Raw genomic sequence first — 14,433 nt, 5'->3', positions numbered from 1 at the left:
GGTCACGTCCACCGAAGTGGTGTATGACCTGGACTTTCCGGGATGAACGAGGCGGCCACCGCAGATCCTTCGGATTGTTCGAAGATCACGAAGGAGAGACCTGCGATGGCCGCAGAACCGAGTTTGGACCTTGCCGGATTGCTGGGCGCGCATTTGGAATCGGCGAGCCCTGATGTGCTGCAAGCCCTTGTCAAGACGTTCGCCGACGCGTTGATGTCCGCCGAGGCCGACGCCCTCTGCGGCGCCGGTTACGGCGAACGCACACCTGAGCGGACCAACTCGCGCAACGGCTACCGACAGCGGGAGTGGGACACCAGGGCCGGCACCATCGAGCTGGCCATTCCGAAGCTGCGGTCCGGTTCCTACTTCCCCGACTGGCTACTGGAACACCGCCGCCGGGCTGAGCAGGCCCTGGTCAGCGTCGTGGCGACCTCGTATCTGCTCGGAGTGTCGACGCGGCGGATGGAACGTTTGGTGGAGCAACTCGGCGTCAGATCTCTGTCCAAGAGCCAAGTATCGGAGATGGCCCGCCATCTCGACGTCCAGGTCGAGGCGTTCCGCAACCGGCCGCTGGACGCCGGTCCCTACACGTTCGTCTGGACCGACGCCCTGGTCATCAAAGTCCGCGAACACGGCCGCACGGTCAACGTGCATGCCCTGGTCGCGGTCGGGGTCAACGCCGACGGCGGTCGGGAGGTCCTCGGCCTCGACATCGCCTCCGACGAGGACGGCGCCGGCTGGCTCGCCTTCCTGCGGTCGCTGACGGCCCGCGGCCTGTCCGGGGTCCGGCTGGTGATCTCCGACGCCCACCGCGGCCTCGTGTCCGCGATCGGCGCGGCACTGCCCGGCGCCGGCTGGCAGCGCTGCCGCACCCACTACCTGCGCAACCTGCTCGCGAAAGTCCCCAAGAGCGCGCAGCCGTGGGTCGCCACCCTGGTCCGCACGATCTTCGACCAGCCCGACGCCACCGCCGTCGCCGCCCAGTTCGAACGCGTCCTGAACTCCATTGAGCAGAAGTTCCCCGATGCTGCCGAGCACCTCGACGACGCCCGCGGCGACCTGCTCGCGTTCACCGCGTTCCCGCGCGAGTTGTGGCGTCAGATCTGGTCGAACAACCCTCAAGAGCGGTTGAACAAGGAGATCCGCCGCCGCACCGACGTCGTCGGGATCTTCCCGAATCGCGACGCGATCATCCGCCTCGTCGGCGCGGTCCTGGCCGAACAGACCGACGAATGGGTCGAAGGCCGCCGCTACATGGGCCTGGAGATCCTCGCCAAAGCCCGCCTGAACAGCATCAATACCGAAGGACACGACACCGGAATCATCGAAACGACCGCAATCGCCGCATAAGATCAACAACAACGGATCAGCGCTGGCCGCCTCTTACACCACGCCAGCGGACGTGACCAAGAAATCAACTTCAAATGTGGCCCCTACCTGCCGAGAACCGTCCCGTAAATGGCAACACTCGAAACCACCGAAAAGAGTCTTCTCCTTGACCTTCATCCGACTGGGAGGCAATTCCCGCACGCATGCCACCCCCGGCCGATCTTGGCCGATTTACTACCGAATGATCCTTCTTATTGGTAGCCGGCCCCGCTCGCGTCCTCTCCCCGCGCGCCTGTCCGACCCCACCGCTCCAACCTGGCCGACCTTGGAGGATTTACCACCAGAAACGGTGGTAAATCCACCAAGATCTCGACTGGAGAGGCCACCCGCGCGAGGGATTGACCGCGAATGATCAGGCAACCAAAAAGTGGGCTCACCTCGGTGGTAAATCGACCGAGATCGCAGATCGTGCGGTTGCCCGAGCGAGAGCTGACCGCCAGGGATCGACCACGAGCGAGCCGCCGATCAAGGGACGCGCTCAAACGGTGGCAAAATCCGCCAACATCGCTGACGGGAGGGGCGCCCGGGCGAGGGATCGACCGCGAGTGAGCCGAAACCGAGAGCAAGACTCAAAACGGTGATGAGTCAATCAAGCCCGGCCGGGCAGTGCACTCTCGCGCGGTACCACGGCAACAAACGGACGAACCGAGGAAAAGGTTCATTCGGGCAAAAAGCAACCACGGCCCCACCTGTGCCGACCGCATTCACGGGCAATCGACTCAGCCCGAGCCGACCCGAGCCCCGGCGGAGCCCCGACCCGAGCCGATCCGGGCACCCGACGGAATCCCGGCGCCGCCGATGCCCCAGGCCGACGCCGCGCGACCCGCGACCCGCGATCCACGACCCGCGCCCACGATCCACGACCCGCGACCACAGATCACCGTGACCGCCGGCCGGAGACCCACCTCATGAAAGGTCGCCCACGAAGACCGCCACCGATCGGGCCGGCACCCGGTCCGGCCGGGCATCCCGCAGCACCGGATCCGCCGACTCGGTCAGGGCCGGATGCAACCGCAACCCACCAGCGCCCGAAATATCCGGAGCAACCGGAGACCCGGTGGCGTTGAAGACCACCACCACCCGCGCCCAGTGCGGATCGAGCCCGGTCCCGTCCAGCGACATCACGATCACCCCCGGCTGCTCGCCGGGCCCGCTGAGCGGAAACGTCAACCGCCGCTGCACCTCCTCAGCGGTGGGCAGCCCGAAAACCGGCGACGACCGCCGGATGCGGAGGAGTTCCCGGTAGCGTTCGGCGGTCATCTCGATCACGTCGGTGACCGGAACCAGGTCCGGGTCGCCGAGCAGTGGCCGGGCCCAGTCCCAGACGTCACCGTTGTCCTCTTCGGGTGGCAGTCCGATGCCGAATCCGTTGCCGAGGGCCGGGTCCCAGCGGATGCCGTTGAACCAGTCGCCGGAGTTGTAGGAGTTCCGGTCGAGCGATTTGGACCGCAGCCGTTCGGTGCCGAGGGCGACGAATCCGGCGCCCTGGCTGAGGACGACGAGCGCGATGGCGAGCACCTGCATCCGGGCCCGGTCGGTGGGGCTGAGGTCGCGCGGCAGTTTGAACGCCATCGCGTCGTACAGGATCTCGTTGTCGTGGGCGTCGACGTAGTTGACGGCTTCGCCGGGGTCGTGGGCGTAGCCGGTGGGTGAGCCGTTCCAGCCGATTTCGGCGCCGGTGTGTTCGTGCCCGTCGTGGCCGGTGAACCGGTAGGTGGCGAGGGCCCCGGCGAGTCCGACTTTGATCTGGTCGTGCAGCCAGAGGGGCACGTTGTCGCCGAGCCCGGTGGCGAAGCCGCGCGCGCCGGGGTCGCCGTGGGCGCTGCCGCCACGGATGGCGTCGCGGAGCCGGTCGTTGAAGGTGCCGACGCCGGTGCCGGCCATGTTGGCCTGGGTGGCCTGGGCGAAGCGGGCGTCGTAGGCGACTTCCCCGAAGTTCCAGCCTTCGCCGTACAGCACGATGCCGTTGTCGATCTCGTCGAGTGCGGCGCGTACGGCAAGGATGTTGGTTCGTGGGTGGTGCCCCATCAGGTCGAAGCGAAATCCGTCGATCCGGTACGCCCGGGCCCAGGTGACGAGGGAGTCGACGACGAGCCGGCCCATCATGGCGTGTTCGGTGGCGGTGTTGGGGCAGCAGGTGGATTCGGCGGTGCTGCCGTCGGCGAGCAGCCGGTGGTAGTAGCCGGGCACGATCCGGTCGAGCACGCTGTACCGGTCGAGCCCGTCGCCCATGGTGTGGTTGTAGACGACGTCGAGCACCACGCGCAGCCCGGCGCTGTTGAGGGCGGCGACCGCGGCCCGCATCTGCAGGATCCGGGCGGTCCCGTCGGGTTCGGTGGCGTAGCTGCCTTCCGGGGTGGTCCAGTGCCAGGGGTCGTACCCCCAGTTGAAGCCGTCGGTGTCGGCTCCGGCCATCACGGCCCGCTGCTGGTCGGCCGAGTCGGGTGGGAACGACGTCAGGTCGCACAGGGGCACCGTCTGGTCGGCGCGCCGGTCGGGCACCGTGCCGAAGTCGTTGACCGGCAGCAGGTGCACGTGGGTGAGCCCGGCTTCGGCGAGGGAGCGCAGGTGGCGCATGCCGTCCGAGCCGGGCCGGGTGAAGGCGAGGTAGGTGCCGCGCTCGGCTTCCGGCACGGTGCCGTCGAGGATGGAGAAGTCGCGGACGGAGAGTTCGCTGATCTGCATCCGGGCCGGGGCGACGGCGGGTGGTTTGACCAGGTGGTCCCAGCCGGGTGGGCGCAGTGCCGGGTCGTCGAGGTCGACCAGCTGGCTGTGGGTGGAGTCGGCGGCGAGTGACAGTGAGTACGGGTCGGTCACGCTGGTCGTGATCACCGCCTGGGCGGCGGGCTGCCATGCCTCGACGCGGAAGCGGTACCACCGGCCGAGCCATTTGCGCTTGCCGGTGATGCTCCAGACGCCGGTGGTGTCGTCGCGCCGCATCGGGTGGATCCGCGGCTCGTCGCCGGGGTCGCGGAACAGTTCCAGTTCGACGTTGTGCGCGGTGGGCGCCCACACCGAGATCCGCGGTGGCTCGTGACCGTCGACGACCGGCCCGAGCTCGGCGTCGACGGCGTCCGGGTAGAGGTCGTCGAGGACTCCGGCGATCTGGACGGCGGTCAGCGCTGTCAGCTGTCCTGAGTCGGCCCCCTGGACGAGCAGGCGGTCCCGGAGGAGCGCCCGTAACTCGTGATCACCCAGCTCCGGAACGGCGTACGCCCGATAGGCCCTCAAATGCGGAAAACGACGGCTCTGTGCCTGGAAGAGGCCACCCGGCCGAGGGGTGAGGGTCAAACCGTTCAGCGTGTACGCCGAACCGAGCGCGGCGAACCAGTCGGGCAACGCCACGGTGCCACGGTCGATGAAGACCGCGTGCGCCCGGGCCGGATCCAGCTCGGGCCCGAGGGTGGCCCCCAGGCCGGGCCGGACCGGCGCCTTCTCCCCCGCGGTCAGCCACACCTCCCGGGTGACGGTGAGGTCGAGCCGCTGGTCGTCGGGCAGGTCCTTCTCCTCGCCGCGATGCAGGACGTAGCGCAGCCCGACCGCGTCGGGCCGGACCCGGACCCGGAACACCGCGCCGAAGGCGTCGAACCGGTCGGGCATGTGCGGGGCGCCCCACCGGGTCTTCTCCTTGACCGGGACACCCTCCCAGCAGTGCAGCCCCCACCCTGCGTAATCACCGTCCGGCCGGCGGTAGTGGATCACCACGTCGTCGTGATCGGGACCGGTCACCGCCGGTGGGGTGGTCGCGACCCGGCGCTCTCCGGCGGTCACCCAGATCTCCCGGGTCTCGTGCGGATCGGCCCAGCGGTCGTCGTCGACGTCCTTGCCGCCGTCCCGATCGATGATCAGGAAGCCGACCTTCCGCGCGCCCTCGGCCACCGGGATCCAGGCGAACCGGCCCCAATCGTCCTCCCCGGCGAACGGCACACCGGCGGGAAAGGCCAGGTCAGCACCGGGGGCGAGGTCTCCCCACGCGTGCAGGACCCAGCCGGAGTAGTCGTCGTCGGGCCGCTGGTAGTGCACGACCAGCCATCTAGTCACCGCAACATCATGGCAGCGGGATATGACATTTTCCTGGGCTCCCGGCGACGGGCTGGAAGGATCGGCGCGGGAAACCCGCCTTGCGAGTTCTAGCAAGACGGACGTACGGTTTAGCGGAGACGCACAACCGAGAGTTAGGCATACCTAACCTACAGGTCGCCCTTTCGGTGCGGAAGACTTTGAATTCCAGTCGCTGGGTGTGAAGGAGAAGACGGTGGCCAGCCTCGACACCTTTGGTGCGAAGAGCGAGCTGCGCGTCGGAGACGCGAGCTACGAGATTTTCACGATCGACAAGGTGAAGGGGCACGAGCGCCTGCCCTACTCCTTGAAGATCCTCCTGGAGAACCTCCTGCGCACGGAGGACGGCGCGAACATCACCGCCGACCACATCAACGCGCTGGGTCAGTGGGACAAGGACGCCCAGCCGAACGTCGAGATTCAGTTCACCCCGGCACGGGTGCTGATGCAGGACTTCACCGGCGTCCCCTGCGTGGTCGACCTGGCCACCATGCGGGAGGCCGTCAAGGAGCTGGGCGGCGACCCGACCAAGGTCAATCCGCTCTCGCCGGCCGAGATGGTCATCGACCACTCGGTGATCGCCGACCTGTTCGGCCGTGAGGACGCCTTCCAGCGCAACGTGGATCTGGAGTACCAGCGCAACCGCGAGCGCTACCAGTTCCTGCGCTGGGGCCAGACCGCGTTCAACGAGTTCAAGGTCGTCCCGCCGGGCACCGGCATCGTGCACCAGGTCAACATCGAGTACCTGGCTCGCACGATCATGGAGCGCAACGGCCAGGCCTACCCGGACACCGTGGTCGGCACCGACTCGCACACCACCATGGTCAACGGCCTGGGCGTGCTGGGCTGGGGCGTCGGCGGCATCGAGGCCGAGGCCGCGATGCTGGGCCAGCCGGTCAGCATGCTGATCCCGCGGGTCGTCGGCTTCAAGCTGTTCGGTGAGGCCCCGGCCGGCACCACCGCCACCGACCTGGTGCTCACCATCACCGAGATGCTGCGCCAGCACGGTGTGGTCAGCAAGTTCGTCGAGTTCTACGGCCCCGGTGTGAGCGCCGTGCCGCTGGCCAACCGGGCGACCATCGGCAACATGTCCCCGGAGTACGGCTCGACCGCCGCGATGTTCCCGATCGACGAGCAGACCATCGAGTACCTGAAGCTCACCGGCCGCTCCGAGCAGCAGGTCGCGCTGGTCGAGGCGTACGCGAAGCGGCAGGGCCTCTGGCTCGACCCGAACGCCGAGCCGGACTTCAGCGAGAAGCTGGAGCTCGACCTGTCGACGATCGTCCCATCGCTGGCCGGCCCGAAGCGCCCGCAGGACCGCGTCCCGCTGAACGCCGCGAAGGCGATGTGGCGCGACGCGCTGCCGGCCTACACCGCCGCGCACGGTCACGCCGACGAGGCCAGCGAGGAGTCCTTCCCGGCCTCCGACGCCCCGGCCAACGGCGTGCAGGACGACGCCGACAAGCCGCACATGTTCAGCGCCGCGCTGGGCGCCACCGGCCGCACCTCCAAGCCCGTCCGGGTCAAGGGTGACGACGGTGTGGAGTACGAGCTGGACCACGGCGCGGTCGTCATCGCCGCCATCACGTCCTGCACGAACACCTCGAACCCGCAGGTCATGATCGGTGCCGCGCTGCTCGCGAAGAAGGCCGTCGAGCGCGGCCTGACCCGCAAGCCGTGGGTCAAGACCACGCTGGCCCCGGGCTCCAAGGTCGTCTCCGACTACTACGACCGGTCGGGCCTCACCCCGTACCTGGACAAGATCGGTTTCAACCTGGTCGGCTACGGCTGCACCACCTGCATCGGCAACTCGGGCCCGCTGCCCGAGGAGGTCTCGGCGGCGATCAACGAGGCCGACCTGACCGCGGTCAGCGTGCTCTCCGGCAACCGGAACTTCGAGGGCCGGATCAACCCGGACGTCAAGATGAACTACCTGGCGTCGCCGCCGCTGGTGGTGGCGTACGCGCTGGCCGGTTCGATGGACATCGACATCACCAGCGAGCCGCTGGGTGTCGGGTCGGACGGCAAGCCGGTCTTCCTGAACGAGATCTGGCCGACCCCGCAGGAGGTCGAGGAGACCATCGCGCAGGCGATCGGCGCCGAGGGCTTCTCCGCGGCGTACCAGGACGTCTTCGCCGGTGACGAGCAGTGGCAGTCGCTGCCCACCCCGACCGGTGACACGTTCGCCTGGGACGGCGAGTCGACCTACGTCCGCAAGCCCCCGTACTTCGAGGGCATGCAGGCCGACCCGAGCCCGGTGACCGACATCTCCGGCGCGCGGGTCCTGGCCAAGCTGGGCGACTCGGTCACCACCGACCACATCTCCCCGGCCAGCTCGATCAAGCCGGACTCGCCCGCCGGTAAGTACCTGGCCGAGCACGGTGTCCCGCGGCACGAGTTCAACAGCTACGGCTCGCGGCGCGGCAACCACGAGGTCATGATCCGCGGCACGTTCGCCAACATCCGGCTGCGCAACCAGCTGCTGGACGGGGTCGAGGGTGGCTTCACGCTGAACCACCTGACCGGCGAGCAGTCCACCATCTTCGATGCCTCGGTGGCGTACCAGGAGGCCGGCATCCCGCTGGTGATCCTGGCCGGCAAGGAGTACGGCTCGGGTTCGTCCCGGGACTGGGCGGCCAAGGGCACCATGCTCCTCGGTGTCCGCGCGGTCATCGCCGAGAGCTACGAGCGCATCCACCGCTCCAACCTGATCGGCATGGGCGTGCTCCCGCTGCAGTTCCCGCAGGGGCAGAACGCCGAGTCGCTGGGCCTGACCGGCACCGAGACGTTCTCGGTCAGCGGCGTCACCGAGCTGAACGACGGCAGCACCCCGGCCACGGTCAAGGTCACCACCGACTCCGGCATCGAGTTCGACGCCGTGGTCCGGATCGACACCCCCGGCGAGGCCGACTACTACCGCAACGGCGGCATCCTGCAGTACGTCCTCCGCAAGATGCTCCGCAGCTGATCCATTCCGGTCACGGCCCGCTTCCCGCTCACGGGAGGCGGGCCGTCCCGCTTCTCCAGACCCCTAATTGGGTACGCCGTCCGCCCGGTAACCGGTCCGGTCCTCGGCCGTGATCTCCCGTAGTACCCGGGCCGGATTCCCCGCGGCGATCACCCCGGCCGGCACCGTCCTGGTGACCACACTCCCCGACCCGATGATCGAGTCACTGCCGATGGCCACGCCGGGGTTGATGGTGACCCCGCCACCCACCCACACCCGGTCTCCGATGGTCACCGGCTTGGCGTAGCAGCCACCCGCGACCCGCTCCCCGGCGTCGATGGCATGGTTCGAGGTGTAGATCCCGACCCGTGGCCCGAACAGCACGTGATCCCCGATGGTGATCCCGCCGCCGTCGAGCATCACGCAGTCGAAGTTGGCGTAGAACGCGTCCCCGACACTGATGTTGAACCCGAACTCGCACCGGAACGACGGCTCGAAGTGACAGTCCCGCCCCACGTCACGGAGCAGCCGCCGCAGGATCTCCTCCCGCACCTGCTGGGGCTGCCCGAAACTCCGGTTGTACTCATCGGTCAGCAGCACGGTCCGCTGCCGCGCCTCGACGAGTTCACTGGTCAGGTCGTTGTACATCCGGCCGGAGAGAATGTGCTCCCGCTGAGCGTCAAGCGTCACCGCCCGACCCTAACCCGGCTAGTGTCGGTCGATGCCGACTCCGGATCAGATGATCGTCTCCGCGGCTCAGGCGGAGCTGCGCCCGCTCGGCTTCCGGCGCCACCGGCGCACCCGGGTCTGGGTGGCGGATCGCGGCTGGTGGCTGCACCTGGTGGCCCTCGACAAGTCCCGCAGCGGCAGCACCTCGCTGGTGGTGGCCGCCAAGTTCCTCTGGGGACCGATGACCGAATTCACGTACGACTACGGCGGGCCGCTGTTCTGGCGGGAGGAGACCGGCGACTTCGCCACCGACCGGCCGCACGACGGCCACGTGTGGGTGGGCGGCGTCCGGCACGTCGACGACGGCCGGTTCGCCACCGATCTGAAGCAGGTCACCGGGATCGCCCGGCAGCGGGTGGAGCAGATGAGCCGGGAGATCACCACGCCGGCCGATGTGGCACGCCTGCTGTCCGCGCCGCAGAGCCGGATCGGCGCCACCTCCTGGTGGCACTCGTTCCACACCGGGGCGGCGGCCGGGCTGAGCGGCGACGCCGAGCTGGCGCGCGGGCAGTTCGCTCGGATCCGCCCGGACCGGATGGCGGTGGCGTGGGAGCACGAGCTCAAGCACCGGGCGGCGACGCTCTCCGCACTGGCCGGGGACCGGCGGGCGTTGTTCCAGCGGCTGGTGGCGGACATCGGTGCGACCCGATCGCGGATCGGGCTGCCGGACACGCCACTCGCTACCCCACCGGAGCCGGTGTGGTGAATAGGCTTCGGGTATGGATGACAAGACCGTGCTGGGCCGGATCAGCGAGCTGGTCGACGAGGAGCACAAGCTCCGCGGCCAGCTGAGCGAGGGCAAGATCTCCTCGGACGAGGAGCACACCCGCCTCAAGGAGCTGGAGGAGGCCCTGGACCAGTGCTGGGACCTGCTGCGCCGGCGCCGGGCCGCCCGGGACAACGGGCAGGACCCGGACGCCGAGCAGGCTCGCAGCGTCGACCAGGTGGAGGGCTACCTCAACTGAGGCTCCGGCCTCACCGCAACCCCGCTTCGTAGAGCAGCCGGTCGATCAGCTCGGTCTCGTCGACCGGCAGCCCGCGTTGCCGGAACCAGCCGGCCACGTTCTTCACGTCGCGGGCGATGAACTCGCCGCCGCGCGGGTTGGCGATCACGTCGATGATCTGCGGCAGGTCGATCATCACCAGCCGGCCGTCGTGGACCATCGTGTTGTACGGCGACAGGTCACCGTGTGCCACCTGCGCCCGGGCCAGCACCGACAGCGCCTCGGTCATCTGCGACCACAGGTCTTCGAGCTGGTCGTGCCCGGCCCGCACCTGGGCCAGCCGGGGAGCGGCCTCGCCGGTCTCCCAGTCGCCGATGAACTCCATCATCACCTCGGTGCCGATCAGCTGCACCGGGTAGGGCACGCAGACCTGCCCGCCCTCCTGGCCGATCTGCCACAGCCGGCCGAGGGCGTCGAACTCGGCGGCCGACCACTGCCCGGCGATCATCTGTTTGCCGAAGGTGGTGCGGTTGGTCATCGCCCGCATCTCCCGGGACCGGCGGACCCGGCGCCCTTCGAGATAGCCGGCGTCGCGGTGGAACAGCCGGTGATCGCCGTCGCGGTAGCGTTTGGCGGCCAGCATGCTCACCCGATCGGTGCCCGGGACATGACGGCGGACCAGGAAGACGTCGGCTTCTTTACCGGTCTTCAGCATGCCCAGTTCGGTGTCGACCGCGCCGTGCTCGGTGCGGACCCAGTCCGGGCGGGGTTCGGGACCGTGCAGCGCACCGTCCCAGGTGGACCAGCGATCGCCCTCGCCGGGCAGGTCGGGGTCCTCGGAGAGGGCCGGCTCCAGCCGGCTGATCTTCAGGAAGTCGGCGTCGTCGTCGTCGAACTTGCGGCGCCCACGGCGCACGGAGTGCTCTCGCACTGGAGGTTCTCCTCGGAGAAAGAAGCTTTCGGGGAAACGGGGACAGCAGTCATCACAAAGACAGCCACGATGTCCACCCCCTTCTCTCTCGCTGGAGCACTACGACAACGCGCACACTGTCGCGGATCACCGCGACGCCGCGCAACTCATTTATTCAGCGGGTCGCCATGATCGCGGAGATGGCCTGGATCACGTTGCCGACCACGTGGGTCGGCGCGAACCGGTTGTCCATCCAGCTGCGCCCCCGGTGCACCCACACGCTGGGCAGGCCCATCGCGGCCGCGCCGCCGATGTCCGCCTCCGGGCTGTCGCCGACCACCCACGCCCCGGCCAGCCGCATCCGCACCCGCTGGGCCGCCATCGCGAAGATCCGCGGGTTCGGTTTGCTGACCCCGCACTCCTCGGAGATCACCCAACCGGCGACATAGCGGTCCAGCCCGGTCCGCCGGATCCGCCCCTCCTGCTCGGCCGGGCCGTTGGTGACGATCAGCGGCACCAGCCCGGCGTCGGCGGCGATCTCCAGGGCGCAACCGACCATCGGATCGAGCCGTTCGTACGTCAACGGCCCGTTCTTCAGCTCGTCGACCAGATCGATGGTGGAGGCGCGCAGCCGGTAGCGGTCCCGGATCAGGTCGGCGAGGTCCCAGCGGGAGGTGAGACCGTCGGCGTCGACCGAGACCAGCCACTCCAGATCGTCCTGTGGGGCGGCGATCTCGTCGAGGAACCCCTTGGCCCACAACCGGAACGCACCGCTGCGGTCGAGCAGGGTGTCGTCCAGGGAGAGGAAGACTAGAGGCACGCGGGCACTTTACGTGAGCGCTTGCCGAAGCAACCAGTCCAGGACCGTTAACAAAACACTGAGAAGATGACGCAATTCGCATCATCCGTTCGTGGCACAGGCGACGCTAGGAAGCCGTACGTACGGCTTGCAAGGCGCTCCGGGCCCGTGAAACGATCTGTCCCGTGCCCAGGGTGAGTCAGGACCAGTTGGATGCGCGCCGCCACGAGATCCTCAGTGCGGCCCGCAACTGCTTCGCCCGGTTCGGTTACGGCGGCGCCACCGTCCGGCGGCTCGAAGAGGCCACCGGCATGTCCCGCGGCGCGATTTTCCACCATTTTCGCGACAAGGAGCACCTGTTCCTGGCCGTGGCCGAGGACGACGCCGCCAGCATGGCCGAGACGGTCGCCCGCAACGGTCTCGTCCAGGTGATGCGCGACCTGCTGGACCGCGCCGGCAACAGCGAGGGCGACACGGCCGGCTGGCTCGGCACCCAGCTGGAGGTGGCGCACCGGAGGCGTACCGACGCGGCTTTCGCCAAACGGTGGGCACAGCGCTCCGCGGCCATCGCCGACGCCACCCGCGACCGGCTGCAGCGCCAGCGTGAGGCCGGGGTGCTGCGCGACGACGTGCCGGTCGAGGTGCTCACCCAGTTCCTGGAGCTGGCGTACGACGGTCTGGTCCTGCATCTGGCCACCGGCCGTCCCGCCGGCGAGCTGTCCGCCGTCCTGGATGTGGTCGAGGACGCCGTCCGCCGCTGAACCCGCCGGATCCGCGCTGTCCGCGCCGCGCTCCTCCGGCGTCCACCCGCCACCACCCGTGCGGCCCGCCTCCCCGTCCTCACCGCCCCTCCTCCGCGCCACCGGGACCGCCGGGCTGCGTTAGGTTCGGGGGCATGGATCTCGGACTCGCTGATCGTGTCTTCATCCTCACCGGCGCCTCCCGCGGGCTCGGCCTGGCCACCGCCCGCGCGCTGATCGCCGACGGCGCCCGGGTGGTGATCTCGTCGCGGGACGCCGACCGGGTCGCCGAGGCGGTGGAGACGCTGGGCGGCGCGGACCGGGCGGCCGGGGTCACCACCGACCTGGCCGATCCGAGTACGCCCCGCGAGCTGGTGCACACCGCCCAGGAACGCTTCGGACGGCTCGACGGCGCGCTGATCTCGGTCGGCGGTCCCACTCCGGGCACCGCCGCGAGCATGAGCGACGACCAGTGGACCGGTGCGTTCGAGACGGTGTTCCTGGGTTCGGTGCGGGCCGCCCGCACGTTCGCCGCGGCCCTGCCGGAGGGCGGCGCGATCGCCCTGGTGCTGTCCACGTCGGTGAAGACCCCGCTGGCCGGTCTGGGCCTGTCCAACGGTTTCCGGCCGGGCCTGGCGATGGTGGCGAAGGACATGGCCGACGAGTTCGCCCCGCGGGGTGTCCGGGTGCTGAGCATCCTGCCGGGCCGTTTCATGACCGACCGCAGCCGCGAACTCTTCGAGGCCACCCCCGACCCGGCCACCGCGGCCGAGGCGGTGGCCGCCGGGATCCCGCTGCGCCGGATCGGTGAACCCACCGAGTTCGGCCAGGTGGCGGCCTTCCTCCTGTCCCCCGCCGCGAGCTACGTGACAGGCGTGGCCGTGCCGGTCGACGGTGGCGCCCTCCGTGCCCTCTGAGAATCCACCCACTCACCCCGCGTCCTCCGCATCGCGTCTCCGGCGGCCCAGCGCCGAGGAGATGGCGGCGGCGGCCGACCGGACCATTCCGGATGTGGTCGGCCCGAACCTGCTGGTGCTGTTCTCCGGTATCAATCCGGGCCTCTACTCGGCGGCGACCGGCCACCATTTCGCCCGGCCCGGCAACCGTTTCTGGCCCGCGCTGCACGGCTCCGGTTTCACCGGCCGTCAGTTGCACCCGTCCGAACAGGACCTTCTTCCGGCCCTGGGCCTGGGAATCACGAACGTGGTGTCCCGGGCCACCGCCCGCGCCGACGAACTGTCCCCCGACGAATTCGTCACCGGCGGCACCCGGCTGGCCGAACGGGTGGCCCTCATCCGCCCCCGATACCTGGCAGTCCTGGGCGTGACGGCCTACCGAGCGGCCTTCGGCCACCCGAAGGCGAAGATCGGCCCACAGCCGGACCAGATCTCCGGCGTCCCGGTCTGGGTCCTGCCGAACCCGAGCGGCCTGAACGCCCACTTCCAGCTCCCGGCCCTGACAGCCGAGTTCGCAGCCCTACGAACAGCAGCCACAACCCCCCACTGAGCCCCACCAACGCCGAAACCCCCAACCACGTGCCGCGTTGCGGTCCGAAACGCACCACAACGCGGCACACGGGTCACAACCTGTGGTGACATGCGGTCCGAAACGCACCGCAACGCGGCACACGGTCACAACCACGTGGTGACAAGCGGTCCGAAACGCACCACAACGCGGCACACGGTCACGACCTGTGGTGGCGTGCGGGCCGAGAGGTGTGGCGGCGGGTTAGGGGCGGTAGTGGTCGTCGCCGGGGCGGGGTGGCAGGACCCGCTGTTCGTGGATGGCGGTCTCGCGGCGGAAACGATTCGCCGACGGGTGCCACGCCTAAGGCGTGTTTCATAAGCCGGTCAGAGCCACTCGCAGATGATGACGATGGTCAGGACGGCTTGGAACCTGACGGCGAGTTTGTCGTA

The 14,433-nt window shown here is 69.1% G+C and carries 11 protein-coding genes; 7 read left to right on the top strand and 4 right to left on the bottom strand.

Annotated features, from left to right (window positions below; translation table 11 throughout):
* The first annotated feature begins 105 nt into the window (after positions 1-105).
* Complete coding sequence (locus ACQ0O7_RS44475) at positions 106-1,350, top strand: IS256 family transposase (protein ID WP_430791979.1); 1,245 nt, start codon at positions 106-108, stop codon at positions 1,348-1,350.
* Positions 1,351-2,295: 945 nt separating this feature from the next.
* Here the strand turns inward: ACQ0O7_RS44475 and pulA are convergent.
* Positions 2,296-5,430 (bottom strand): pullulanase-type alpha-1,6-glucosidase, encoded by a 3,135-nt coding sequence (pulA, locus tag ACQ0O7_RS44470; RefSeq protein ID WP_430791977.1) that lies wholly within the window; start codon positions 5,428-5,430, stop codon positions 2,296-2,298.
* Between the two features lie 199 nt (positions 5,431-5,629).
* Between pulA and acnA the strand changes: the two genes are divergently transcribed.
* The gene (acnA, locus tag ACQ0O7_RS44465; protein ID WP_430791976.1) at positions 5,630-8,416 is read left to right on the top strand and encodes an aconitate hydratase AcnA; all 2,787 of its coding nucleotides are present in this window, start codon (positions 5,630-5,632) and stop codon (positions 8,414-8,416) included.
* Positions 8,417-8,479: 63 nt separating this feature from the next.
* Here acnA and ACQ0O7_RS44460 read toward each other — a convergent pair whose 3' ends face one another.
* The gene (locus tag ACQ0O7_RS44460) at positions 8,480-9,085 is read right to left on the bottom strand and encodes a sugar O-acetyltransferase (protein ID WP_430791975.1); all 606 of its coding nucleotides are present in this window, start codon (positions 9,083-9,085) and stop codon (positions 8,480-8,482) included.
* Between the two features lie 31 nt (positions 9,086-9,116).
* Between ACQ0O7_RS44460 and ACQ0O7_RS44455 the strand changes: the two genes are divergently transcribed.
* Positions 9,117-9,830 (top strand): hypothetical protein, encoded by a 714-nt coding sequence (locus ACQ0O7_RS44455; RefSeq protein ID WP_430791974.1) that lies wholly within the window; start codon positions 9,117-9,119, stop codon positions 9,828-9,830.
* A 13-nt stretch (positions 9,831-9,843) separates the two neighbouring features.
* Positions 9,844-10,089, top strand: coding sequence for a DUF2630 family protein (locus ACQ0O7_RS44450; RefSeq protein ID WP_430791973.1), 246 nt, complete (start codon positions 9,844-9,846; stop codon positions 10,087-10,089).
* Between the two features lie 10 nt (positions 10,090-10,099).
* On the opposite strand, the gene ACQ0O7_RS44445 is transcribed toward ACQ0O7_RS44450, so the two are convergent.
* Both ACQ0O7_RS44445 and ACQ0O7_RS44440 read right to left on the bottom strand, forming a co-directional pair.
* A complete protein-coding gene (locus ACQ0O7_RS44445) occupies positions 10,100-10,933 on the bottom strand; it encodes a serine protein kinase RIO (protein WP_430791978.1) in 834 nt (277 codons plus the stop codon).
* Between the two features lie 220 nt (positions 10,934-11,153).
* A complete protein-coding gene (locus tag ACQ0O7_RS44440; RefSeq protein WP_430791972.1) occupies positions 11,154-11,798 on the bottom strand; it encodes an HAD family hydrolase in 645 nt (214 codons plus the stop codon).
* 164 nt (positions 11,799-11,962) lie between these two features.
* On the opposite strand from ACQ0O7_RS44440, the gene ACQ0O7_RS44435 reads away from it, so the two are divergent.
* From ACQ0O7_RS44435 to mug, 3 genes are all read left to right on the top strand, one after another.
* A complete protein-coding gene (locus tag ACQ0O7_RS44435) occupies positions 11,963-12,538 on the top strand; it encodes a TetR/AcrR family transcriptional regulator (RefSeq protein ID WP_430791971.1) in 576 nt (191 codons plus the stop codon).
* 134 nt (positions 12,539-12,672) lie between these two features.
* Entirely contained in the window at positions 12,673-13,434 is a 762-nt protein-coding gene (locus ACQ0O7_RS44430; RefSeq protein WP_430791970.1) for an SDR family oxidoreductase, read from the top strand.
* A gap of 61 nt (positions 13,435-13,495) precedes the next feature.
* Complete coding sequence (gene mug / locus ACQ0O7_RS44425; protein ID WP_430791969.1) at positions 13,496-14,023, top strand: G/U mismatch-specific DNA glycosylase; 528 nt, start codon at positions 13,496-13,498, stop codon at positions 14,021-14,023.
* Positions 14,024-14,433: the final 410 nt, after the last annotated feature.

The sequence above is a fragment of the Actinoplanes sp. G11-F43 genome (assembly GCF_050589265.1).
Classification (GTDB): Bacteria; Actinomycetota; Actinomycetes; order Mycobacteriales; family Micromonosporaceae; genus Actinoplanes.
This window is presented reverse-complemented; position numbering and strand designations above follow the sequence as displayed.

Excerpts from the sequence above, each read along its gene's own strand:
- ACQ0O7_RS44475 (WP_430791979.1), top strand. The coding sequence starts at position 106 with ATGGCCGCAGAACCGAGTTTGGACCTTGCCGGATTGCTGGGCGCGCAT.
- ACQ0O7_RS44455 (WP_430791974.1), top strand. The coding sequence starts at position 9,117 with ATGCCGACTCCGGATCAGATGATCGTCTCCGCGGCTCAGGCGGAGCTG.
- ACQ0O7_RS44450 (WP_430791973.1), top strand. The coding sequence starts at position 9,844 with ATGGATGACAAGACCGTGCTGGGCCGGATCAGCGAGCTGGTCGACGAG.
- ACQ0O7_RS44430 (WP_430791970.1), top strand. The coding sequence starts at position 12,673 with ATGGATCTCGGACTCGCTGATCGTGTCTTCATCCTCACCGGCGCCTCC.
- mug (WP_430791969.1), top strand. The coding sequence starts at position 13,496 with ATGGCGGCGGCGGCCGACCGGACCATTCCGGATGTGGTCGGCCCGAAC.